Origin of the sequence: Prevotella sp. P6B4, from assembly GCF_000619985.1 — a bacterium.
Lineage (GTDB): Bacteria > Bacteroidota > Bacteroidia > Bacteroidales > Bacteroidaceae > Prevotella.
The window spans coordinates 61,521-87,157 of the sequence record NZ_JHVE01000008.1; the positions used below are offsets into that span (position 1 = coordinate 61,521).

General features: G+C 44.3%; 22 protein-coding genes and 1 tRNA gene. 5 read left to right on the forward strand and 18 right to left on the reverse strand.

The features are described from left to right. The first annotated feature begins 81 nt into the window (after positions 1–81). The 4 genes from T491_RS0106880 (at position 82) to T491_RS0106895 (ending at position 5,579) form a co-directional block, all read left to right on the forward strand. A complete protein-coding gene (locus tag T491_RS0106880) occupies positions 82–549 on the forward strand; it encodes a hypothetical protein (RefSeq protein WP_028903241.1) in 468 nt (155 codons plus the stop codon). After that, on the forward strand, positions 546–3,005 hold the full coding sequence (locus T491_RS0106885) for a DUF3160 domain-containing protein (RefSeq protein WP_028903242.1): 2,460 nt from the start codon (positions 546–548) through the stop codon (positions 3,003–3,005). Before T491_RS0106880 ends, T491_RS0106885 begins: the two co-directional genes overlap by 4 nt. Next, complete coding sequence (locus T491_RS15910; RefSeq protein ID WP_051523016.1) at positions 2,974–3,888, forward strand: CapA family protein; 915 nt, start codon at positions 2,974–2,976, stop codon at positions 3,886–3,888. Before T491_RS0106885 ends, T491_RS15910 begins: the two co-directional genes overlap by 32 nt. Before the next feature lie 89 nt (positions 3,889–3,977). Beyond that, complete coding sequence (locus T491_RS0106895; protein ID WP_028903243.1) at positions 3,978–5,579, forward strand: L-lactate permease; 1,602 nt, start codon at positions 3,978–3,980, stop codon at positions 5,577–5,579. Here T491_RS0106895 and T491_RS0106900 read toward each other — a convergent pair. Further along, positions 5,572–6,372: a hypothetical protein gene (locus tag T491_RS0106900; protein ID WP_155950063.1), complete on the reverse strand. Its 801-nt coding sequence runs from the start codon at positions 6,370–6,372 to the stop codon at positions 5,572–5,574. The genes T491_RS0106895 and T491_RS0106900 overlap by 8 nt on opposite strands. A 126-nt stretch (positions 6,373–6,498) precedes the next feature. On the opposite strand from T491_RS0106900, the gene T491_RS0106905 reads away from it, so the two are divergent. Then, complete coding sequence (locus tag T491_RS0106905; protein WP_028903245.1) at positions 6,499–7,710, forward strand: MFS transporter; 1,212 nt, start codon at positions 6,499–6,501, stop codon at positions 7,708–7,710. 125 nt (positions 7,711–7,835) lie between these two features. Here the strand turns inward: T491_RS0106905 and T491_RS15915 are convergent, their stop codons facing one another. The 17 genes from T491_RS15915 to lpxK all read right to left on the reverse strand — a co-directional run bounded on the left by T491_RS15915 (position 7,836) and on the right by lpxK (position 25,624). Next, a complete protein-coding gene (locus T491_RS15915; RefSeq protein ID WP_155950064.1) occupies positions 7,836–8,966 on the reverse strand; it encodes a hypothetical protein in 1,131 nt (376 codons plus the stop codon). A 73-nt stretch (positions 8,967–9,039) separates the two neighbouring features. Further along, entirely contained in the window at positions 9,040–10,464 is a 1,425-nt protein-coding gene (locus T491_RS0106915; RefSeq protein ID WP_028903246.1) for a hypothetical protein, read from the reverse strand. A 60-nt stretch (positions 10,465–10,524) separates the two neighbouring features. Continuing rightward, on the reverse strand, positions 10,525–11,163 hold the full coding sequence (locus T491_RS0106920) for a hypothetical protein (protein WP_028903247.1): 639 nt from the start codon (positions 11,161–11,163) through the stop codon (positions 10,525–10,527). Positions 11,164–11,207: 44 nt separating this feature from the next. Beyond that, positions 11,208–13,004, reverse strand: coding sequence for an LPP20 family lipoprotein (locus T491_RS0106925; protein WP_036915555.1), 1,797 nt, complete (start codon positions 13,002–13,004; stop codon positions 11,208–11,210). Positions 13,005–13,017: 13 nt separating this feature from the next. Then, the gene (locus T491_RS17365) at positions 13,018–14,415 is read right to left on the reverse strand and encodes an SUMF1/EgtB/PvdO family nonheme iron enzyme (protein ID WP_197018819.1); all 1,398 of its coding nucleotides are present in this window, start codon (positions 14,413–14,415) and stop codon (positions 13,018–13,020) included. After that, a complete protein-coding gene (locus T491_RS0106940; protein WP_369699748.1) occupies positions 14,390–16,666 on the reverse strand; it encodes a BACON domain-containing protein in 2,277 nt (758 codons plus the stop codon). Before T491_RS0106940 ends, T491_RS17365 begins: the two co-directional genes overlap by 26 nt. Next, the gene (locus T491_RS17370) at positions 16,667–17,407 is read right to left on the reverse strand and encodes a BACON domain-containing protein (RefSeq protein ID WP_081773282.1); all 741 of its coding nucleotides are present in this window, start codon (positions 17,405–17,407) and stop codon (positions 16,667–16,669) included. Positions 17,408–17,410: 3 nt separating this feature from the next. Beyond that, complete coding sequence (locus T491_RS0106950) at positions 17,411–18,991, reverse strand: PEGA domain-containing protein (RefSeq protein WP_028903250.1); 1,581 nt, start codon at positions 18,989–18,991, stop codon at positions 17,411–17,413. 482 nt (positions 18,992–19,473) lie between these two features. Then, positions 19,474–19,842, reverse strand: a complete 369-nt coding sequence (locus T491_RS0106955) for a DUF86 domain-containing protein (protein ID WP_028903251.1) — start codon at positions 19,840–19,842, stop codon at positions 19,474–19,476. Next, the gene (locus T491_RS0106960) at positions 19,835–20,128 is read right to left on the reverse strand and encodes a nucleotidyltransferase family protein (protein WP_028903252.1); all 294 of its coding nucleotides are present in this window, start codon (positions 20,126–20,128) and stop codon (positions 19,835–19,837) included. Before T491_RS0106960 ends, T491_RS0106955 begins: the two co-directional genes overlap by 8 nt. Before the next feature lie 140 nt (positions 20,129–20,268). Next, complete coding sequence (locus T491_RS0106965; RefSeq protein WP_028903253.1) at positions 20,269–20,901, reverse strand: hypothetical protein; 633 nt, start codon at positions 20,899–20,901, stop codon at positions 20,269–20,271. Positions 20,902–21,132: 231 nt separating this feature from the next. Next, on the reverse strand, positions 21,133–21,507 hold the full coding sequence (locus T491_RS0106970) for a hypothetical protein (protein WP_033148558.1): 375 nt from the start codon (positions 21,505–21,507) through the stop codon (positions 21,133–21,135). Positions 21,508–21,514: 7 nt separating this feature from the next. After that, positions 21,515–22,339: a type II pantothenate kinase gene (gene coaW, locus T491_RS0106975; RefSeq protein ID WP_028903255.1), complete on the reverse strand. Its 825-nt coding sequence runs from the start codon at positions 22,337–22,339 to the stop codon at positions 21,515–21,517. A gap of 84 nt (positions 22,340–22,423) precedes the next feature. Beyond that, positions 22,424–22,496 (reverse strand) — tRNA-Phe (locus T491_RS0106980). Positions 22,497–22,618: 122 nt separating this feature from the next. Next, on the reverse strand, positions 22,619–23,683 hold the full coding sequence (gene thiL, locus T491_RS0106985) for a thiamine-phosphate kinase (RefSeq protein WP_028903256.1): 1,065 nt from the start codon (positions 23,681–23,683) through the stop codon (positions 22,619–22,621). Beyond that, the gene (locus T491_RS15925) at positions 23,674–24,501 is read right to left on the reverse strand and encodes a purine-nucleoside phosphorylase (protein WP_231480201.1); all 828 of its coding nucleotides are present in this window, start codon (positions 24,499–24,501) and stop codon (positions 23,674–23,676) included. The genes thiL and T491_RS15925 overlap by 10 nt, the downstream gene beginning before the upstream one ends. Further along, on the reverse strand, positions 24,431–25,624 hold the full coding sequence (gene lpxK, locus T491_RS0106995) for a tetraacyldisaccharide 4'-kinase (protein WP_028903257.1): 1,194 nt from the start codon (positions 25,622–25,624) through the stop codon (positions 24,431–24,433). The genes T491_RS15925 and lpxK overlap by 71 nt, the downstream gene beginning before the upstream one ends. Between the last annotated feature and the right edge of the window lie 13 nt (positions 25,625–25,637).

A 25,637-nucleotide genomic window follows, 5' to 3' on the forward strand; every position in this document is an offset into this window, starting at 1 on the left:
AATATACAAATTTTTTTATTACCAATGCACAAATTAAGAAAAAAAACGTATCTTTGCCCCCAATAAATGTCTAACGGCGTTATGTACCATCGACTATTGCCCATACTAACCATGTGGTTTTGCGCCCTATGTTGTAATGCGCAGAACTTCGAACTGAAGAAGGAACACGACAGTCTGTTTTTCTTGAATGACTGGCGCCTGCCCTACCCCGTATATCAGTTCCAGACGGGCGATGTGGATGGCGACGGCCAACAGGATGCCATCGTAGGCGTAGTGAAAGGCACGCGATTCTATCCTGAAAAGGGGCGCCGTATCTTTATCTTCAAATCCGTGAATGGTAAGGCACGCCCCCTGTGGCTCGGCTCAAAGCTGGGCGGCATACTCGAGGACTTCCGCTATGTCGATGGGAAGATACGAGCCATAGAGAAGACAACCGACGAGCACTATGTTGTATCCGACTATCATTGGGGCGGCTTCGGCATGGTTTTCGACCACTATATCGTAAAAGGAGTAAACAAAGAAACAGCAATAAGTACCTTCAATCAATGAAAAGTAAAGTATTCGTATGGGTATGTGTGGCAGGCTTGATAGCCGGCTGCAGTCAGAAACAGAATGTAGTCATGCCAGTATCGACCATTGATGCCGAGAAACTGGGCGACAGTATCGATTATAACATGGACGTAAGCGGGCTGAACCTCAGCGATGTGCGCCTGCTACGTAACGCACCTGCAGCACAGAGGGGCTATCCCTTCAAGGACTCATATCTGCGAGGCATCTACGAAACTACCTCTTGGTACGACTCGTTAGTTTGGAAATTCGATGAGAAAATGCCGGATGTCAAGTGCAAACAGAACGAGAGCTGGCGAGATGCCTATATGCGCACCATCGACGAGCAGCAGCTCATCAGCTATACCGATGAAGAGAAGAACTTTATCCAGCGACTGAAAGACCGCGAGGACGAGTTGGCCAAGCAGAACTTTGAAGTAGGCGATGGCTTATTGGTGAACATGGCGAACCTGCTGAACCCGAAACAGTTGAAAGATTTTGACTCCACACTCTGTCAGAAGCTCGGTGAGGAAGGATTTGCCATTGTACCGTCGAACCACGCACAACTGTTCCATATCTATGAGCAGAACGACTACAACAACTTCCCCAACTTCGTTACTACCGACCTCTATCTGCAGCTCTATCATCTGTATATCGACTGTATGTTTCGCGAACTGGAGGAATACCAGTTACTGCCTTTGATGACGGCATTCACACAGGATATGAAGGAGGCGCTGACCACCATCATCCGTCATGCCAATGGCGATGCAGAGACCATCCGTATCGCAGGTCGTAACATCCAGTTCTTCGATGTGGCCCTGCACTTATTTACTGGTCAGCCGGTTGCCGATGCATCACTCAACCGCACAGTGGCCGAAGAGGTGAACCATTGCATAGAGGCCACAAATGCCCGTAGCGGCATGCTGATGGATTACATGGGCGACGTGAATTTTCCATACAGTCTTTTCCGTGCTCGTGGACACTACACCCGCAACGATGCGCTGAAGCGCTACTTCCGAGGCATGATGTGGTTGCAGTCGGCCCCCATGGGTATGGATCACGATACCGAAGTAAAGCAAGCGGTGCAGATGGCTTATATGCTGAAACTGAATAAGAACATGCGCCAGAAGTACGACCAGATAAACGAGTTGATAACCCTGCTGATGGGACAACCTGACAATCTGAGTCTGCCACAGGTCTTGGCCGAAGTCGATAAGACAGGTATGGCAATGGAGAAACTCCTGAACGACAATCAGGCGATGAAGGCTATCACAGACAAGCTGAACGATATCGGCAACAAGCAGACCCGTATCCGTCCGAAATACGAGAAGACCAGTCATAATAAGATATGTGTGATGCCACAGCGCTATCAGCCCGATGCCGAGGTGTTACAGGAGATGGTTGACTATCAGAACTGTCCGCCCCAGCGTGCCACCCCAAAGGGACTCGATGTGATGGCAGCCATGGGTGTCACGGCTGCCGAACAGATCCTGAAGGAAGAAAAGACCGACTGGAAGTTCCTGCTGCCCACCCTCGACAAGATGAAGAGCCGTATGGGTGAGATCAACTGGCAGGAAACCATCGCCACCCAATGGATGGCCACCCTGAAAGATATGTGTGTAGCCAATGCCGCAACAATCAACTCGGAGAATACGCAAGCCACCGCCCTGCCTTACTTTATGCAGAATCCCGCCTGGGGCAAGAAAGACCTGAATGCCGCCTTGGCCTCGTGGGCAGAGCTGAAACACGACGCAATCCTCTACGCCAAACAGCCAATGGGTGCCGAATGCGGTGGTGGCGAAAATGTGCCCGATCCTGTCGTCAAGGGCTACGTGGAACCCAACGTCAAGTTCTGGAAGAAAGCCGCCGACCTGTTAAAGAATACCGCTAAGCTACTGGAGGAGCAGCACATGATGACGGAGAAGATACAAACCGTGACCGAACGTATCAGCGACGAAGTGACTTTCCTGCTACGTGCAAGCGAGAAGGAACTGGCTGGTCAGGAACTCACCGACGAGGAGTACGACCAGATAGGCTATATCGGCGCCGTCTTCGAGAATATCTCACTTGAACTGCTCCGCTCGCCCGATCATGAGCTGTACGGCTGGACCGATATAGAGGGAGCCGACCGCAAGGTGGCAATCGTAGCCGATGTATATACAGCCAATGCCGACAACAACGACAAGAAATCCATCCTCTTCGAGGGTGTAGGCGATGCCGACGAAATCTACGTCGTGGTGGAGATTGGCGGCTATCTGTATCTGACTCGTGGCGCAGTGCTGAGCTATCGCGAGTTTATCCAGCCCATCAACGAGCCTCGTCTGACCGACGAGGAGTGGCAACAGCAACTGGAAAAGAACCCACGCAAGGGTACACCCGAATGGATGAAACGTATCATCGTGCCACTCAACAAGAAGCCACAACCCAATGAAGAGGTATTTTATAGCTCTGGTTGTTAGTATACTGAGTGTACCGGCCTTGGGTGCCGACACACTTAGCATCGTATTCACAGGCGACATCCTGCTCGACCGCGGGGTGCGACGAGTGATTGAGAGAAAAGGCATCGACCATCTGTTTTCCAAAAGCATCGACTCCTTGTTCCAGTCGTCACAGGTGGTGGTGGGCAATCTGGAGTGTCCGGCAACCAAACGGATTGCTCCCGTACAGAAACTATTCATCTTCCGTAGCGAACCCGAATGGCTCGAAGCCCTCCACCAGCATGGCATCACCCACCTGAACCTGGCCAACAACCACAGTATCGACCAAGGACGCGAGGGCCTGATGGACACCCGCCGCCACATCATTGAGACCGGCATGGTGCCGGTAGGTGCCGGTCGCAACATGTCAGAGGCCGCAGAACCCGTTCTGCTGGCATCGAGTCCACGCAAAGTATGGCTGATATCCTCGCTCCGTCTGGCACTCGAAAACTACGCCTATCTGCCCGACAAGCCCTGCGTGAGTCAGGAACCGATGGACTCGCTGCTCAATCATGTACACCGCTTGCGCCAATCCGACTCGACTGCCGTCATCATCGTTTCGCTGCACTGGGGCGGCGAACATACGCTGAACCCCATCAACCGACAGCGGTGGGATGCCCACCAGCTGATACGTGCCGGTGCCGATGCGCTGATCTGTCATCACACCCACACCCTGCAGAGCATCGAGGAGTTCCAAGGCAAAAAGATATACTACAGCATCGGCAATTTCATCTTCGACCTATCCAAACCACTCAACACCAAAGGCTGTGTTGTCAGACTGAAAGTGACGCCTCACAAAGTAGAAACAGAGACCATTCCTATTGAAATTCACAACTGCATACCAACAATCGAAGGCCATTTTTGATTTTTTCACTAAAATATTGAATATGATTTAAGAATATTTCGTATATTTGTCCGCAGAACTTATATATTTAAAACGAATAACTAAAACCTATGGCAGCAATTGTATCTGTTATCCCTATTATTCTGCTCTTCGTATTAATGATGGGTCTCAAGATGTCAGGCTGGAAGAGCGCGTTAATCACACTGATAGTAACCATCCTGCTGGCAGTACTTGTTGCTCCGTCGATGGGCATCGTTCCTGAAAAATACTCGGGCACATCCATCTATGGCATCACCTTCTGGTCAGTGGTCGAGGGCTGTCTCAAGGCTTGTTTCCCCATTATCCTGATTATCATCTGTGCGATTTTCAGCTATAATATTCTGGTGGAGACCAAGGAGATTGAGACCATCAAGACCCAGTTTATCCAACTGACCAGCGACAAGGGACTGCTGGTACTGTTGCTCACATGGGGCTTTGGCGGTGTGCTCGAAGGTATGGCCGGATTCGGAACAGCCGTGGCAATTCCCGCTGCCATTCTGATCGGATTGGGCTTCAAGCCGATGTTCTCAGCCGTTATCTGTCTGGTAGCCAATACGGTAGCCGTAGGTTTCGGTGCAGTAGGTCTGCCTGCCACCACTCTGGCCAATCAGGTAGCCGATGGAACCGCTTCGCCCGAGATGCTGTGCGAGGTGGCCACCTTTATCATCCTGCAGCTCTCGCTGATGTTCTACATCACGCCGTTCCTTATCCTGATGATGACCGACCGCACCAAGGTGATGAAGAATATCACGCTGGCACTGTTTGTAGGCACATTCTCTATCCTCGTACAGTTCTGCTGTGCCCACTTCTTAGGTCCCGAAACACCAGCCATCTTAGGTTCGGTAGCGGCTATCATCGCCATGCTCATCTACAACAAGCTGTTTATCCGTGATGAGAATCCTAACGACGAGGTACATATAGAGAAGAAGAAGTTCGGCATCGCCAAGACGCTGAAGGCTTGGAGTGTGTATGGTCTGATTATCTTCTTCATCCTGATTTCAAGTAAGATTGTACCAGCTATGAATGAGTTGCTCAAATCCACGCTGGTCACCAAGTTTGATATCCCCGTGATTGGCAACACCTTCTCGTTCGGCTGGCTATCGAATGCCGGACTGATGATATTCCTCGGCGCTATGATTGGCGGTCTGATTCAGGGACTGAGTTTCAGCAAGCTGATGAAGATGCTGGCCAAAACCACCATCAACCTGCAGAAGACAGCTATCACCATCTGCTGTCTGGTAGCACTGGCCATGCTGATGAACAATACTGGTATGACGTTGGCCATCGCCACTGGTCTGGTAGCTTTGACGGGTGTAGCTTTCCCATTCTTCGCCCCACTCATCGGTTCTATCGGCACCTTCGTCACAGGCTCGGCTACATCGGCCAACATTCTGTTCGGCAAGCTGCAGGCTGCTGCCGCTGGTCAGTTAGGGCTGGTAAACGATGCCCACTTCTTCGGTGTGAGTGGTAACGAGACCAACTGGCTGGCTGCTGCCAACTGTGCCGGTAGTGAGGGAGGTAAGCTGCTGTCGCCACAAAGTATCGCCATCGCTACCGCAGCATGTGATATGGAGGGGCAGGATGGCGACATTATGCGTAAGACCATGCCGTTCGCTATCTTCTGGATATTGATGAACGGCCTGATGGTATTCCTCGGACTACACGTTATTTAGCCGGTTTCAGATACCAGCGAACCGTCCAATCAAGCGATTCACCGGGAGCCAAGGTTGTGTATGCACCTTGGCTCTCGATTTCTATATACGTCTTGCCACGGTTCACGTAAACCTGAATCTCAGCTTCGTTGGGTGCAGGCTGTCCGGCTTGCAAATCGGCAAACTTCTTGGTCAGCACCAGCCCGTTGTTCTTGTAACTCAGCCATCCCTTACCATCAGCGTTTATCTTTCGGTTCTCGGGCGCTTCATCGGCCTGGTAGCATACCACGCCATCCTTCTGCTCAAACTTCAGCAACCCGGCAGGCGTGATACTCTCTAATGGAGCATCAAAGAAAATGGCGCCCTCGTTGGGCACACGGGTAATCTCCCATGGAGCTACCTTGCGTTCCTCGTCGCTCTCGTTGATAATCGAATAGGTTATCACAATGGCGCCATCCTTAGCATCGGTACTGAAGTCCTTACGGATGCGGTACTTGAGTTTCTCGGATACAGGACTGGTCATCACCAGGTGTCCGTCTTTCTCTACCACCTCGTAGTTACCCTTGTCAATTTCGGGTACAGGCGGCCAGTACCACTCCTTCTGCGGACTGGTCCAGAAGGTGCTGCCAAACGATTCCGGCCAGCGCAATTGGGAAATCACTTCCTTGTCCTGATACTTGAGCGACAGTATCTTCGCACCCTTCTCGGGGTTGATGGTCATCGTCACGTCGCCCACTTTCACTTCTCTGTTCTGTGCCATCACGGCCGATGACATCAGCATCGCCATGGCGGATAGTAATACAGTTCGTTTCATACTTATAGTTGATAGTGCTATTTTTGATGTTAGACGTATACAGAGGTCAAAAGTTAAGTCGCATTATACTTCGTTAACGTTAGTTCTTTTGTTTTATGCTCGCTTAATCGTACCTTTGCACCCACAATGGAAAAACTCTGGAATAGGAATTACTGCAAGGTAATGGCGGCCAACTTCACGTTGTTTTTCGCCTTCTACGTGCTCACACCACTGTTGCCACTCTATCTGAGCGAACACTTCGGTGCCACCAAGGACGTCATCGGACTGGTGCTGTCGGGCTATACCATCACCGCCCTGCTGTTCCGTCCGTTCAGCGGCTATGTGGTCGACTCATTCCCTCGCAAAATGGTGCTGATGATCAGCTTCGGTGCCTTCGCTATCTTCTTTGCCGGCTATCTGGCAGCCTCTACCCTACTGTTGTTCACCATTGTCCGCACGCTGCATGGCGGTCCCTTCGGTGCCCTCACCGTATCTAATTCTACGGTGGCCATCGATGTGCTACCAAGCAGTCGCCGCACCGAAGGCATCGGCTATTACGGGCTGAGCAACAATCTCGCCATGGCTATTGCGCCCACCATCGGTATCTTTATCTATCAGCTCACCGATAGTTTCGAGTTCCTGTTCTGGCTCGCCCTTATCGTGGCATGCCTCGGTTGGCTCATCGACTCAACGGCGAAACTGCCTAAGAAGGAGATTGTACGCGAGAAATCCGCTTTATCGCTCGACCGATTCTTCTTGACTCGTGGTTGGCTGCTTGGTCTCAACATGGTAGCCTTCGGTTTCAGTTTCGGTGTTCTCAGCAACTACCTCGCCATCTACGGCAAGGAGGTGATGGGTATCACCGGCGGCACCGGCACCTACTTCATGCTCTGTTCGGTAGGTCTCATCCTATCACGCTTGCAAGGCGCCAAGGCGCTCCGTAATGGCCGCGTCACCCACAATGCCGCCACAGGCATGGTCATCTCATTAGTAGGCTACACCCTCTTTATCCTGATGCCCACCCTGTTCCCCCATCAGCATGTCCCTATCATGCTTGGCTATTACGGCTCTGCTTTGTTGATTGGCTTAGGCAACGGACACATGTGGCCCGCCTTCCAGAATATGACCATCAACGTAGCCACTAACAACCAGCGTGGCACCGCCAACAGCACCATTCTCATCTCGTGGGACATAGGCATGGGTCTCGGCATCCTCGTAGGCGGAATCGTTTCCGAGCTCATCAGCTACAGCGCAGCCTTTTGGACCGTAGTGCTTATCAACGCTACTGGTGTCACCACTTTCTTCCTTGCTACCCGTGCCTTCTTCACCCGCCGCAATCTCAACCCCACCGTGCGGTAGAGATGACCAACTCCCTAAAATCTAATATCTCTTCACCCATGCCTAAAACTATTTCTGCCGCAAAGATACAAATAAAATCTCAAACCTGCTAATAATCCCCCCCTCGCAAGCCTTGCGAAGATTAATTATTTCTGTTGAGTAGTTCTCATTGCCAATATTATGGCTTCGCCAACTAAGGCAATGTTAGCGATTAGGTAGTGGTTCTGGCCAAGCCAACTTACGGTACTACCACCTATTTCTGCTGTCTTCAGTAGTTGGTTGCGGAATTCCATATCACCCAGACTTGTGGCACATCCTATGGCAAAGCCAGTACCCGATGGACTCAGATTCATGATGACAGGTCCTGCATCAATATCCACACCAAACCAGCAACTATGGTCGTGATATTCCTTGATTCCAGTAACGGGGAATGTCTTTTTGAAGTGTTTCTTCAGCAGTTTATATTGCTCCTGTGCAAACTCCCTGTCCATCAGCGACAAATAGTAGCAGTTAAGTGCAGAATACGACCCCTTTATCGGAGGCGCAATCTTCAAGCTATCATGATCAACTTCAAGAAACGAAGCCAACATACCAGTCTCTTGGTCAATCCATTCATGTTTAGCCTTATCCACCCAAAGTTTCACTGTCTCAGAATATTTCCCGCCATTCTGCTTTGCATAATAGTTCAGCGCCACTATCGCTACAAGCATATCTGGCACATAGATGCACTCTCCCGGATACGTAGGCAGATTCAGATACTTGCTCTCACGAATTCTGCGGTTCATCGCTTTGCATAGAGTGTGGTACTCCATATCATACTTATTGTCTCCCCCAATTTCCTTATACCTACTAATCATCCATGCCAAATGACTATAATAAGATATGTGACTCAGGTCGCCATAGATTCCATCCATCGGATCCTCGCTCCAGCGCAATGCATCGTATTCTCGAATATCTTCCGACAAGGCGATATCAATAATCTTGTCTATGAACTTCAGCGACACCTCTTTATTCTGAGGATACAGCAAAGCAATATTAGCCAACGCAGCAGATGTCATCGAGCATGTATATAAGGCCCACTCCCCCCGAAACTGTTCCCCGATAGCACTCGGCATCTCATCCAATAGTTGTTGTGGCGATGTTGCAACCCTCTCCGTCAGATAGTTCGCCCTGCGGATAATATCTTTCCTTTCACTATTCCAATCGCCATGCCCACTAGTAGCACACACCACCCAAACCGCTTTAATAACGATAAGGGTGAATAAAGTAGTGATCACTATTATTACGTATCTTGTCTTTTTTGTCCTGATCATGTAGATACGTATACGCTTTTTTTTTGCTTATATTCAGTTATTTTACTATTTCAACTTCTGGCTTCGTTTTTCTAAATTCGGGCATGCACATTCCTATGGACGCGCCAATATATGTTGGGTCACAAATTATGTATTGTTTGCCATTATATGTATAGCCGTCAGCATTTAGATTTCTTGAGAAATTAACAGCAGTGCACTCGTGATTGGGGTAATGGATTAAATGCACATCTCTTCCTAGCAGTTGGGTTATTAGGTAGTGATATAGGATTGACCTGTCTTCACAATCACACTTGGGATAGAATAGACTTTCCTCGATAAAGAAAGGCTTTTCATATCCGAACTGTTCATCATCTGTTGCGTATTTGAATGATTGGATGAACTTTAAGATGAAGTTTGCTGCTTCAGTTTCTGTCTTGCCATTAATGAATTGCTTCATTTGGCTTAGCAATTGTTTTCTTGCTTTGTTGTCTCCTTCAGATATTGCATAAGAAGGGATTGGCATTTGAGGAAACTTGGACATGACATTTATAATATTTTCATTTACCTCTACAGATAAGGTATTGCCAGAGAAAGAGTGGGTAAACCTCTTTGCTTTATACTGGATATTCATTGGTCGAGTCAACACTGCGTTTACATATTTGCCTGTTGCATCTGGAATGGTTGGTGTATAGAATCCTCGACCATTCTCCGCAGTTCCTTCACCAAATATATAATAAGGCGTATTGTTTATTAATAAGTAGCTTTTACCATATATCTGCTGTTGAAATGGAATCAGGTAAAATAGCTTCTCTCCATTTAGTGAAAGACGCACGTCGAATCCAGAGCTTACCATCATATACCAGCATATAAAATTTCGTGTATTTGTATTTGCATCAGCTTTTATTGTGTTGACATAACTCTCAATCAAAAGATATTTACACCAATCATTAAGATTGGCATTTTGGGTTATTGTTTCCAATTGTGGAATAACCTCATTGTTTATTTTGGAGTTTTGCAGAATATTAAAATACTCTACAATATGTTCTTTTTCTATTCCATTTAAGTTCTCTTTGATTTTAGCTTCAGGAAGTTCAAATACCATGCCACACCAGTTAAAAGTGGTCTGTTTCTTTGAAGGAGTTACAATAGGCTTAGGTTTTGGTGTTTGCTCTTCCACAACGGGTTCTGCGGGTTCTACGATTTCTGGCTCTATCGTTGTTGGATTAGGTACTGGCTCATCTTCCTTTTTTATTGGTTGCTCCTCTGGTTTTGGCTTAGGGTTAGCTTTCTTCCCAGCAAACACTTCATAATCTTTCCAAATACCATCTAAGAATTTGGCGTAATCATCTAATATGTTTTTACGAAATCCCTGAAAACCTTCAAGTATTCCTTTCCGATAGTTCTGAAAGTCTTCGTTCTTGTCCTGGGCCTTCAAACAAAGGGAAGACAAACAAGCTAACAATACAATTGCACCTTTCTTCATCTGATAGACAAATAGTCCTCAGCCGTTTTTGTAAACGACTGAGGAAGTAAATATAATTAATTATTTATTAGAAGGATCAAATCCCTCTTTTACGAATTGAGAAACTTTCTCTGCATATTTTTGCGCTGCTTCCGACTCTTTAGCCATATTCTCTAAAGCACGAATTCTTGCCTTAGAAGCAGCGTCTTCACTTACAATGAAGTAAACCTGCATCTCATATGTGCCATCTCCTTTCTCATGAATGACACTGAAACTTTCTCTAAGTTCGCCTCTAATTTCTTTTTCAACCAATCTCTCGTATGCTGCGTAGAATTTGTCAAACTCAACGCTTATATCGTTAGCATTTGCAGCCATATCGCTAACAACTCTTCCCTTTACGTGTGAACCTGCTTGAGTTGCATAAAGGTTACATGCATTGTTCGTCGCCATTTGTACTCCCACATTCTTAGACTTAAAAGCTCCTGCAATTCCAACAATCTCGTAATTAGAATCACTTTGATTAAGTTTGTCATAGTGAGTAAGCAATGCTACATCCAAACTGCGTGAACTACCATAAATCTTCCAGCCTTCTTTTTTGTACTCCTTCATTTTGGTTTTGTACTCTTTCTTTCGGGCCTTTTGTAATTCCTTGCTTTGAGCATCAACTGTAGATGGGCATAAGAATGCCATCATTAACAATGTAAATAATACTTTTTTCATAATAATAATTTTTTAGTGAAACATTATACTAGTCATTATTTTGTTTACCAGAATCCCATATCAAACAATCCAAATTCTGGATCAGGCTCTGGTTGCCATGTTCTAACTTTTATTATTGGTTGTTTTCTATCCTCTAAATCCACTTGAATATAGAGATATCCTTCATCACCATAGGTTGCAGAATAGTAATCCTGTTTTATTTGGATTCCATATTCTTCTTCGCCCTTGGCTTTGCGAACATCATTGTTTGCAAAACGGATGTTTATAAACTCATTGCTTCTAAAGCAACGCTCCAAATTTTTCAAGTATTGATCTTTTGTATATCTGTTTGTCGTTATGTATTTCTGGTTTCGCATAGTTTTCCCGTTGTCGCCAGATACAGAAACCATCTTATTGGCTACATGACCTACAATAATAACCGCGTCATCATCAAAAATGGTTCTCAGATAATCAATTCGCTTTAAGGCGTATGCTGTCTTATATGTCTCAAGAAAACCTATTAGTGTTTGACGAGCTTCTGGTGTCCATTTCCCTTTATTCAAGATGTCGTTTTTGGCTTTTTCGTCAAGTCCAAAGGCAATACAGTCTATCTTTCCGTCTTTATTAAAAGTGAATACTACATCTTCAACAAAGTTTCTGCGAATACCATTTTTAAAAGAGAATGACATTTGGACACTGCGAGCTATTACGTCTTCACCAAATTGATAGAATAAGCAATCATTTGTGTTAATCACTCGTGCATTACCATACATTATAAGGCTCTGAAACATTTCCATACCCTCCTCAGAGAAACAATCAGAAACGTTTTTATATGATCGATTCTTGATGGCATTAACTACTCTTTCTAGAGTAGTACGATAGCCTTTTTCATTACTTACAGGAGAAATGCTTTCTGATGATTTTTTAGACTTTTGTAATGCAGTTCTATCTTGTTGTCCAAAAACGTTTAAAGTCACTCTGGCTTTTCTTAAAGGTTGGTTCTTGACGACATCAAGCACGCTTTTTATTTCTTGATTAATATGCGCTTGTCCTTTATACGCATACTCATACTTTATTTGGATGTTTTGGGGAATCATACCTTTTGAGAACTCCATAGTGCCACGCCCATTCTTAACACTGGAAATGTTACTCCAGTTTCTACCATCAAAATATGTATAATCAAGCGAACCAACTGGATCTCCTTTGTAGGTAAACATGAGGTCAACATTTGAGCTATCTTTTGAAACCACTTTTACATCTAGGCTGCCCAGTATACTATTCATTTCTTCAGGTAACCATGTTAGTGGATGGATTTCCTTATTAGAATCTTTGTCCGTATACATGATTTCAGCTGGCCTTTGAAGTGTTTTTAGCAGATTAAATGCCCAGTAATAATTGCGCAAAGCATCGTCTATTTTATTCGCCTTCTCTGCCATTAATCCTAGACGTATGTGCTCTTTGACTGTTCTTTCTCTTGCTTCAAATATTCTGTTTATTTCCGCACGTCTTATAAATCGGCCAATATGGAAATTTTCCTCGTCGCTTGATATAACAATACGTTCAGTATTTGTTAAAGTAGCGTTTGTGTACGTTTGAAGCTTGGACTTATAGTATGTCACGCCATCAATTTTACCATTGAGATTTTTTTCTTCATCTGTTATAGTAACGTTACTACTAACTGCAACAGAAATCTGGCTAATCAAAGCGGCTAATGCCTGTTGATCAGCTTCTTCCACAGTTGTTCCCCATCCGTCGCCTGAAAGATATACTTTCGAGTTCTTTTGAACCTCATCCCAGCTTTGAGAATATACAGGAATAAGAAACCGAATAAGTATGTATAGTACAACTATTGTTCTTGTCATTTTCAAATATAAATTATGGACAAACGAGAATCATGCGAAAACCAACACTATAACTACTACTACTGTAAAAAGAATAATTTGAAGTATTGGTTATGTATGTAGATGACGATGTGTAATCTCCGCCATACGCAGAATTACCACTTGTCATTTCTGCGACATTACCACTCATATCATATATGCCGAGTTCATTGGGTGCTTTTGTTTTTACTTTTTGTTTAGAACTTGCATTTGCAGCATACCAAGCGACATCGCCTGGCGTGTTACTTCCACAATAGGTGTAGTTTTGAGAATTTTTACCACCTTTAGCTGCATATAACCATTGTTCAGCACTTGGCAATGCAAAGTTTAGCTTAGTTTCATTATTTATCTTTTCAATCGCGCTCTTTGCCTCGTTTCTAGTAATATTTGTTTTGGGTAAAGCTGATGAAGATGTTGTTCCATTTACGCTATTATACAAGGCTTCTGTTACTTCTGTCTCACCTATTAAAAAGAACCCTTCCGTGTAACCGGCAACAGGAATCATCTTAAACTCTACACCGCTAGCTTTTACATATAGTCCACTTCGCCAATTATTATGAGATGCATCAGACGGTATGGCCATATAACCACTTTCGCCTATCTTCAACATTTCTTCTGTACAAGTACGGGTAAATGCATAATCGGAACCAACTAATCCGAGATTTCTATCAGCATCAGAAAATTCTCCATAGATGTATGGCGTACTTCCATTTGATGCCACCGTAGATGTTATCATAGCATTTGAAGTGGAGAATGTATTGATGGCAGGAGAGAAGGTTGTATACACTGATATTCCTGTTGTGTAAATCTTAGTATCTGCTGTTCCTGTAAAGCGAATTCGTCCCGTCTTTGGAGATAGAGATGCTTGAACGGTCAGCGATCCGTTATTATAGGTATATGTACCACTTTTATCTTCATATATCTCTGAATTTGAGTTCAGAGACACAAGTGATGCGCTTGAAAATGTAGCATTTACAAAGAATCTTGCTTCACATTTAAGATTGGAACCTGTTGCGAGATTTCCGTCGTAACTAACTGTCCATCCTGCGGAAGTGCTATATGTAGCTTCGCCTGGTACAATTACGCTTCCGTTATAGAATGTGATGTAAATCTTGTCGCCATCAGACCATGAAGTGCTTGTGCCTCTTGTTTGAGGCTTGCTTGATGCTGACTGTTGGTCAAAACCAACTACACTACCAACGAAGTTCATCTTTACGGTGTGTTTCGTTGATGCTTCTGTAGGTTGTTCTTGTCTAGACCCGATGATGTCATCGTTAGAACATGCTCCAAAGAAACAGCAAAAACATGCTATCAGGAGACTTCTTGTTAGATAATAATTGTGTCTCATATTATACCGTTTTTTGTTATTATTTCCAATTTGAATCGCTGCCATAACCATTCTTAGTTATTGAACCAGAGGTATTTGTTGATGAGTCAAGATTATTGTCTGTCTTGTACCCCGTAACATTGATAGTCACCTTTGAGCTAATACTTGAATCCCAATTGCTATCACTCTTATAATCTGAAATGGTGAGAGTTGTTCCACTAGTCGTTGTCGAATCATAGCTTTTATCAGTGCCAAATCCTGAAATTGTCAGGCTTGTTGTTGTGTCTTTATTGTTTTTATCGTAGTTGGTGTCTTCGTCATAACTGTTGAGCAGGAACGATCCACCATTGTTAAGCTGGGTTACAGTCAATGTAAGAGAATAGGTGCCCTCCACAAGGTCTGTAAGTGATATATTAATCTTTCCTACACGGGCGTCGCTACCTTCGTTCTCTGTTGCTGTTACGGTGAACGTGTTGTCTGTTTGATTAATTGTGAGCCAAGAATCTGTGCAGTCGATTTTAAAAGTTCCATCTGTGGAAACCGTTATTGTTTCGGATGTTCCGCCTTTTGCGTAGAATAGAACTTCACGTGTGTCAACAGTAAGATAGCGGGCATCTTGTGTTATTGAAATCTTAACACTTTGACCATGGTTTGCCTCAATAACAATAGAACCAGAGCGCTCGTTTACTGAAGCGTTGTCACTAATTATTGCTTCTATGTCAGCTGTACCATTCCCCCTGTTTTTAGAAAGTTTAATCCAAGAAGCTCCTTCTGATACGGTAGCTGTCCACGTGTCATTGGTGGAAATTGTTATATCGATACTACCTCCTTTACTTGTGCATGTAAGCAGTGGATTGTTAATAGTAAGATATTTACCTTCTTGGCTAACAGAAACAGACAAACTTTTATCTCCCATTGTGATAGTAACTGTTCCGTTACGCTTGTCTTCTGTGGTGTTCTCGGATACTGTAACTGTCAGTTCTGAAGTGCCGGAGCCTGAGGATGGCGCAAGAGAAATCCACGCATCTGTTGTAGTTGCTTTCCACGTTCCGTCTGTTTCAATTGCTACGGTTTGGCTACTTGACTTGTCTGTGAAAGATAAAGATGTTGGAGTTATTCCAAATGACTTACCGCTTTGGGTAACTGAAATGGTCGATGTTTTGTCGCCCATCTTAACGAAAACAGTGCCAGAACGCTCATTTACAGACATGTTTTCGGAAACACTAATCTTTAAAGTCGAATTGCCTGTTGCCTCTGTTGGTGATAGAGTTATCCACGTTTCTTCGGTTGAAGCACTCCATGCGCCATCTGTTGTTATTGTTACGGTCTGGGTGCCCTTGACACTAGTAAAAGTCAAGGTGGTAGGCGTTATATCGAACGTTTTCCCTTGTTGAGTGACATTAATAGTTTTGCTTTCATCTTTTCCATCTATTCCCAAAGTAATAGATCCTGTTCTCTCTGTTACATTGGGATTATCTGTGGCTGTGGCTTTGATTTCTTGATTGCCTTTTCCGCTAGTCTTGGATAGAGTTAGCCACGAAGGATAATCTGAAAGCGTCCAATTGGTATTGCTCGTGATGTTAAATGATACATCTCCACCCGAAGCAGGGAAGGTTAGGTCAGATTTGTCAATATCAACAGAAAATACTTTGGCGGTCTGAGAAATTGATACAGAAATCGTTTTGTCGAGCATGCTGACAGAAATTGTTCCCTGACGTGACTCTTCTAATTCGTTATCTGTTACTGATACAGTTATAGTAGCATTGCCTTTTCCTGATGATGGAGTAATGCTAATCCAATTATTGTCATTTTTAATCTCCCACGAATCATCTGCTGAAATGTTTATAGAACTTGATGATGAGGTATCGCCAAAAGATAACGATTGTGGAGAAACATCCAATGTCTTTCCTTGTTGAGTTATTGTAAGAGTTGCTCCAATGTCCATTCCATCCTGCGTAATACTAATTTCGTCAGAACGCTGGTTTGTACTTGGATTATCGTCGGCAGTAATTGTTACATCAACATTCCCCTTACCGCTAGATTGTGATAAATGTATCCACGAAGGACAGTTTTTTAATTCCCAATCAGTATTGCTGGTTACACTTATAGAAAGTGCTTCGCCAGCAGCCTTAAAAATAAGTGAAGTCTTGTCTACTTCTATGAAGATGCCGTCTTGTCTGATAGGTATCTGTATACGTTCTTTGTTTCCTATATTTAGTATAACATATCCAGTTCTATTATTGGTCGATGTATTTTCTGCAATGCTTATAGTCATGACAGATGAGCCAGCTGTTCCTGCTTCGGGGCTAATCTCTATTCAACTACTAGAAGTTGTGGCTGTCCAATTGGCTTCAGAGTTAATGGTTATATCAACTTTACTAGCACTATTTGTAAAATCTAATGTTTCTGTAGATGCTGTAATAGATGCAGGTGCCTGACGTACAATAATACTCTCAGAGGTGTTGCGTGTTCCTGTATGACTTACATTTATAGTAGTGCTTCTATAGTCATTTGTTTCATTACTTGTCGCTTTCAAAGTGATACTGTTGTCTGTATAAGTTACAGATAACCAATCAGATTCTGAAGTTACAGTCCAGCTACAATTCGCGGAAACATTAATAGTTTCAGAATTAGAAGCGCCTGTAAAATCTACCTCGTTTTTTGATAGAGTGATAACTGGTTGAGTGCCAGATTGTGTTATTGATACTGGTGCCTCATAATTCCAATCGTTCATATTGGATTTGAAATAGAATACACCAACTCGTGCATCGTCTCCTGATTTATTTTCAGAAACATTTACAGAAACTGATGCAGATGTGCTGCCTGATGTTGGAGATATTGATACCCAATCAATGGCGTTTTCAAATCTCCATGATGTTTGCATACTTTTTACTTCTAGTGTTTTTGATTCTGATGAGGATGTATAGGTCAGAGTCGTTGGCGAAACGGCTAAATACCTTGGCGTAAGTGTAGGAGTCCATCCTAAACTTTCGTCATATTTCTCTGAACAGCCTATAAGCAGTAGTGTCGCTATTATAATAAGGTGTAGTCGTTTCATATTTCAAAAGAATGCTGTTATTCCGAGTTTAACATTAAAACCTTCTCCCCATTTCTGTATTTTTGAAGATATGTCAGATAGAGCGGTATATCCTTTAGATTTGTTCAACAAAAACAGATACTCAGGAGTGAAACTAATCGCAAAATGGTTAAATAGGGCAGCTGAGATTCTTAAGGAAGCAACCCCATTTGTTACATTTGCACCATCAGCAGATACATTATTCGTCGATTCTTCGATTTTCTCAGTTAACTTCAAAATACTAATACCAACCTGTGGAGTTATACGAAACCTTGTGGAAACAGGTATTCCCCAACCGATTTTTGTAGATATATTCATTGAAGGTGAGTAATTACACGATGCAGGCTGGCTGTTGTTATTGCTCCAATATATATTTTCACTTTTATCTGTTCCTAAAAGATATGAAATTTCTGCATTTAAATTTTGGATATAGCATCCGATAGACGCACCATATGCGACAAATGCTCCAGCCTTAACATTCCCTTCGATGTAGAACTCATTTTTGTAGTTGTATATCTTCTTTAACGGAATATAGATAGTAGGGGTGGAGCTATTCAATTGTATACTTCTATTGAAATCTTTGTAGCCAGGCTTAGTCGCTTTTATTGTATGTAATCCAGTAACAAGTTCTTTGCTGCATGGGGTTGCTCCTACGTAATCTTTGTCGATAGTGACATGGGCGTCTGTAGGATTACTGGTTATTTGATATATTGCTTTTTTAGAAAGATGTACAGAAAGAAATTCCGTGGCTTTCTCAGAAACGTTAATGGTTCTTGTCTCATCTTTATGTCCATCTGCGATTATTCTCACAGAGTGCTTTCCAATTCGTAACTCGAAGGGCTCGATTTTATTTGCATTTCCCATGAACTCTGCATCTATGAAAACTTCTGCAGTAGATGGATTTGCATCCACTCGTAAAAAACCTGTTATAGGTACAAGTTCAATCGTAAGCTCCTTAAAGTCTTTGTTATCGTCTATAGATACTATGCTGTCTTTCTTATAATAGCCTTCTGCTTCAACAGAAAACTGATTAGTTACATATGGCAGTTCAAGTTCTTCCTCAGGCTCACCATTTTCATTTAAAATGATTTTTACTCCATTTAACCTAAATGTTGAGTTTGCAGGAATTACTTTAAGCTTAATTTTTTGATGTTTAGAATTGTCAAAGGTATTCACAACGCCTTTGTCATATTTTAGTTTCATAATGTATGTACGCCCTCCTCGCAAAGGCTCTCGAAAATCATAACGTTCAAGAGTTCCATACTTTTTATGAGAAATGCTTATATGTCTAGCACCTTGACCAACATAAACCCATATTTCTGCCACATGGTCTTCATCTGGTGGTTCAGAACCTATGGAGCCTACATCAAAATGAAAACCTTTATCTGTTGTAAGAACTCGAATGAGTGCATACCTATTGCCATCATCGTCTCTTTTTTCTGTTTTGCGACTCTGCGCTGTTAGTTCTGAAGATAGATGAAATTCGTCAACTTTTATCTCTTGTGCATTAAGATGTACAGAGAAAAACACGATAAGCCATAATACTATGTATTTTCGTTTTGCCATAGAATATTCTATAACCAACCGACCTCCCTAGTATGGCCATTTTCCTGCTTTAGGTTATAAACGAAAGACGTGGGAGTCACTACTAGTCCGCTTATCCCAGGTCCCAGGCTCTCGCATTGCCTCTCTCTTAGGACAAGCAACTCGAGTTAGCCCACGCCATGATATACTGTAATAGGATACAATACACCCAACGTGGACGTTTCAGTTGCGTTTCCTTCGAAGAGAGTTCAAATTTGCGAGATTTGGAACCTCGAAGATAACGTTTCGTAAACGTCCTTTTACCAATAAGTTAATGACCCGCGGCCCCTTACGAGCTAACTGAGTCTGTGCAAAGATAAGGAGTTTTTCTGAACTTAACAAACTTTTATGAGTTTTTTTACAAAAATGTGTGTTTCACAAGGCTTGTGGATAAAGCAAAATAAAAAACGCCATTACCCATTGATTGGGGAGTAATGACGAGGTTATGGGAGATACATTAATGATTAATACTTTTGCATCAATTGCTCTATAGCATCCTTCAATGGTTGTAGATCGTCATTGATAACGGATACGATTATATCTTCGTCGATGTTAGCGTATTCATGAGATATAATATTTCGCAATCCATAAATTGCATTCCAAGGAATATTGGGATAACCGTCTAATGGCTTTGAATCATTCTTTATGAGTTTGCCAATGTGCTCGCCTATTACTTGGAGCCTCATAACACAGGCATTAAATGCCATAACTCCTGTAGATGACGACATAAAATCATTTACAGTATTTCTTCCATCACTCCATTCTTGTATAAGGTTGATGGATTCCAAAACATCTTCGAGTCTGTCGTGGATGGTTAGTTGATTATCAGACATAGATAGCATCTCTTTCAATGTTAGACTTAAAGAGAGGACGTAGCGAATCGCGGAATCTTACCAGATCTACCTCGCAATTGAATAGTTGCTTCAAGGCTTCTTTAAGCTCATACATCAACTGCAATGACGGCTTCTGCACTTCGACCACGATGTCAATATCGCTATTCTCGGTATTCTCTTTCCTGGCTACAGAACCAAAAATGCCGAGTTTTGTTATGCCAAATTTCTGTGCGAATGCGCTCTTGAAATCTGCTAACTTGTTGATACAATCTTGAAGCTCTAACATATTAATATCACTTTATTCGTTTGCAAAGATACAACTTTTTCTGAAATAGAAAAGGATTTAGATAAAAAAAATGGATTTCACCGTTTGACCTATGATCGCTTGGCTAAGCCAAGAAGGCTTGTTCGAACAAACGAACCAAATCAGCAAACTGGTAATTTATCTGGGAGCATATCTATCAGCGCCTGTTTTTGTTGTGAGGCTCTCTCTTTTAAGAGAACCATCTCCGCATGAATAATATCATGAGCCAGGAAGAAGTTGCTGAGTCTGATTTCAAGATACTTTTTTATGTCAAGTATCATTGGGCGATAGAGGATATTGGTTGTGCAATATGCCCCCATAGCATTATATTTCTCATCAATGAAATAGACTGTAGTTATATCACCATCTGTATTGGCCTTATTTATAGCTTGCTTTAATCTATCCACTTCTTCTGTATCATCAAGATCTGCTTTAATCCAACAATAGTCCATTATCTCAATATAATGATTATCTGGTGACAGGATAAGCAGGAATTGAGTGCCTTGGAACCATATCTCAAGATCACCATCCTCATTTTCTTCACAAGGGCAGCCCATTTCTTGGAGGCACCTTTTAAGCACAACTTTCATTGCCTCGTTATCAGGCATATCAGCGAATTCTGCCAACTTTTCTTTTGCCATCTTCAGGAACTCTGGTGTGTAGCCTTCTGGATGGTCAACGACATATTGGAGTTCATATCTACTCTTTATACTAAGAGCACTCTCCCATTCTGTTTTGCGTGATTTGGCTGCCATAACGTAATAATCTATTATACTACATACGTTTGCAAAGATACAACTTTTTTCTAATCATTAGTCAATTTGACACAAAAATATTGTTTCGCAAGGCTTACGGGTGTCTTACCCCAAAAAACCGTGAGTTAACTCAAATCATCGATTGAGCTAGCTCGATTCATGAATCGAGCTAGCTCATGCGGAGGGTACCTATTTTTGGCTTGACTTTTCCTGATTTCACAAAACACCGTATTACCACCCTGCGGGGAGGACGATGTTCTCTACATCGTGGGCCTTGGCGAAGAGGGGGGAGATCTCTTCGTTGGTGAAGCCGGCTATGCCGCAACCGACACGGGTAACTAAGAAGGTGAGGTCGGGACGGGTCTTAGCAAACTCGATGAACTCATCGACATAGGGTTTGATAACATCAACCCCACCATGCATGGTGGGGATGCCATAGCTCTGACCTTGCAGACCTACGCCCTGGCCCCAGATGGCACCAAACTTACGATAGGCCAATAGGGCCGCGCCACCGCCATGGGCACCAGCCAGATTGCTACCAAATACAAACACTTCGTTCTCGGCGAGTTCTGTAATACGCTCAGGGGTTACTCTTTTCTGTTCCATATATCTATTAGCGTTTGGTGGTGTAATCGAGGGCGGCACCGATAGCAGTGCAGTACTGCGAATACTTGGGGATGTGGAAACGGATGTTATAGAGCGTTTCCAAGGCAGGGAACACCTCTTTGCACTGCGGAAGCAGGGAGAGGTTGCCAATGAGCACGAAATCGCGTATATCGCTGCCTAATGAGGCAAGCCATGCGGCAGAACCGATAGACTGTAGCACCATGTGGATGAGTCCGGCAGCAATATCCTCCTTAGAGGCATCGCTCTGGGCATTGGCAAAGTTACTGGCGGTGGTATCCATGGTGAGACCAGGCACTGGAACGGCGCTGATATCGCCAATGGTCAGGTCGATATTACGGATATTGCCATGCTTGGCCAGCGTAGCCACCTGTTTGATATCGCTGGTATTAAGCATGAGACGGGCCAGACCAGCCAGCGTACCTCCACCAACACCGATACCACCAATATGGCGCATCTCGTTGCCGTCGCACTTCACAAACGATGTACCTGTACCCATCGACACCACAATAGTGTGGTCGAGCTTCGACTCAAAACGGGCACCAAGGCCATCGGCCACGAACTCCTGACTCTTGGCTGTAGGCAGGCCGTAAATGGGCTGATCGATATAGGCGGAGCCTACACCAGTAAGCATTACCTGCTCGACATCCTTCAAGTCGATATCATTATCGTGCAGATATTTGCCGAAAGCACCAAAAAGAGAAGTGACTGGATCGGCAGCAGTGATACTGATAGGGGCCGACACCTTACCATTCTTGATTCCAACAATCTTGGTCGTTGAAATACCAACATCGATACCAATAACAATTCCCATTGAACTTTGAATTTTGAACTTTGACCTTTATATACGAAAAAACCCGGCTGCATTACTGCAAGACCGGGCTAATGAAAGGAGGAGTGGTACCTCCAGGAATCGAACCGGGGACACACGGATTTTCAGTCCGATGCTCTACCAACTGAGCTAAGGCACCAACATTTCAAATTCGTTTTGCAAACATCCTTTCGTTGTTTTGCGGGTGCAAAGGTACGACTATTTTTTGAACCCACCAAACTTTTTAGCACTTTTTTACAAATTATTTTTTGTGCGCTATGCCTATGCAAGGGGGTTCCAGCCCTGTGCTTTCAACGTAAACTCCTGATTATCACGAGTTACGAGTACCTGACCGAACTTTGCATCGGTGATATGGCCAATAAGCTTGATTCCGTCGATCTGCTCGATTTTCTCATGATCGCCGATAGGAACAGTGAACAATAATTCGTAATCTTCGCCACCATTCAGGGCGCAAGTTGTGACGTTCATGTTCATTTCTTCGGCCATCACAGCGGTCTGATAGTCGATTGGAATGTTCTTCTCGTAGATACGGCAGCCCACCCCACTCTGCTTACAGATATGCATCAGCTCGCTTGAGAGACCGTCGCTCACGTCCATCATGGCTGTAGGACGGATGCCAGCCTCGCGCAACTTCTGGATAATATCGCCACGGGCCTCGGTCTGCAACTGGCGCTGCAGCAGATACTCCTTGCCACTGAACTCAGGCTGGAAGTGAGCCAGTTCTTCAAGAGCGCGCTTATCGTTCTTCTTACGTGCTTCTTCTACCTGCTGATAATAAACACTCTTCTCACGCTCCAACAGCTGCAAGCCCATATAGGCGGCACCCAGGTCGCCACTCACGCAGATAAGATCGGTATCCTTGGCGCCGTTACGGTAAACGACATCCTCTTTACGGGCCTCACCGATACAGGTGATGCTGATGGCCATACCTGTATAAGAAGAGGTGGTATCGCCGCCAATCACGTCGATGCCCCACTTATCGCATGCCAAACGCAGGCCGGTATAGAACTCCTCGATATCCTCGACCGAGAAGCGTTTGCTGATGGCCAGCGAAACGGTCATCTGGCGTGGTGTACCATTCATGGCGAACACATCGCTGATATTCACCATAGCCGACTTGTAGCCCAGATGCTTCAAGTCTATATAAGTAAGGTCGAAGTGTACGCCCTCCATCAGCATATCGGTGGTGATGAGCACCTCCTTGTCGGGATAGCTCAACACGGCGCAATCGTCGCCCACACCTTTCTTGGTGCTGTCGTTCTTTATCTCAATATCCTTTGTCAGACGGTCGATAAGACCGAATTCTCCTAATTTTGCTATTTCCATCCTTCTGTTGGGTGATCTGTGTTAAACTGTTCTTTATTATGAGCTTCGATACGCTCTGAACGCGCAATCATCTCGCGCATGATAGCTGTCATAAGCGGCTGCGCCATGTTGGCAGCCTCCTGCACTTCCTCGTGACTCACCTCAACGGGGACATCGAAGCCTCCCAGGTCGGTAATCACAGAGATTCCAAAGGTCTTGATGCCACAATGGTGGGCCACAATCACCTCGGGCACGGTTGACATGCCTACGGCGTCGCCACCAAGGATGCGATACATACGATACTCTGCAGGGGTCTCAAAGGTAGGACCTTGAACACCAACATATACACCGTGCTGCACCTTAATACCCTTCTCGGCAGCGATTGCATCGGCCTCAGCTATCAGATTATGATCGTATGGCTCGTGCATATCCGGGAATCGGGGACCGGTGGGGAAGTTCTTTCCACGCAACGGATGCTCGGGGAAGAAGTTGATATGGTCGGTGATAATCATCAGGTCGCCAATCTTGAACTCAGGATTCATGCCACCAGCAGCGTTAGATACGAAGAGGGTTTTGATGCCCAACTCGTACATAACACGAACAGGGAAGGTGACATCCTTCATCGAGTAGCCTTCGTAGAAGTGGAAACGACCCTGCATAGCCATGATATCAACACCGCCAAGCTTACCGAATATCAACTTACCGGAATGGCCTTCAACAGTTGATACGGGGAAGTTGGGGATTTCCTGATAAGGAAACTCGTATATATCAGTTATTTCTGAAGCTAATTGTCCGAGGCCTGTCCCCAACACTATCGCTGTTGTTGGACTTGTGGTCATTCTTTCCTTTAGCCAGGATGCTGTTTCTTGAATTTTTGTATACATATCCTATAATTTTTTGATTGAATTCTTCTTCCTGATCCTGCATAATGGCAATACGCAGCGGCAGCATATACAGATGTTTCTTCACGTCATCGCTCAGCCCTTCAGTAGCTTGCAGGCGCGTGGCATCCTTCTCGGTTGTCAGCACCAGACGTGGTTCGGGCAGTGAGGCAAAGGCATTATTGATAGTCTCAATATCCTTACGATTGAAGTTGTGATGATCAGCAAAGGTGAGCGGCGTGATCTGCGAATCGAACTCCTGAAGGTCATGCATCAACTGCTCTGGTGAAGCAATACCCGTGAGGAGCAGAATATTCTTACCTGACAGTCCTACAAGGCTATCCAGACCAATAGAGCCAGTAGGGATGGCCACATTCCTGAACACAGGCTGTGGTGCATCATACTCCAAGGTAGAGAAGTACAACTGCTGATAGGGATAGAGTTTCATGGCCTTAGTGATAACACGGAACTCCATCGGCTTCAGATCCTTGGGGCACTTGGTGATAATCACGATATCAGCCCTGTCCTTAGCCCTGACGGGCTCGCGCAACCTACCAGCCGGCAACAGACAGTCATAGATAACCAAACGGTGATAATCAACCAGCAGGATATTAATGCCAGGTTTGACATAACGATGCTGAAAGGCATCGTCGAGCAGTACCACATCGATATCCAAGCCACTGTCATCAGCAGTGAGCCTGCTAATGCCACGCGTACGCTTTCTATCCACAGCCACAGTGACATCGGGGAACTTCTGCTTGATCTGGTAGGGCTCATCGCCAATCATATGCATTGAGGTGTTCTCATCCGAGAGGATATATCCCCTACTCTTGCGCTTATAGCCACGACTGAGCACTGCTACGTTAAGCTTATCTTTTAGCAAACGGATAAGATACTCAACATGCGGGGTTTTACCCGTACCACCCACAGTGATATTGCCTACAGAGATGACTGGGGTACTAAAGGAACGGCTCCTCAAGATGCCCATCTCGAACAGCAGATTCCTGATACCTACGCCCAAGCCATAGAACCAGGCTAAGCCTAACAGCTTTTTATTGATTGTTATAAAATCGCCTTCCAAAACTTTTCTCTAT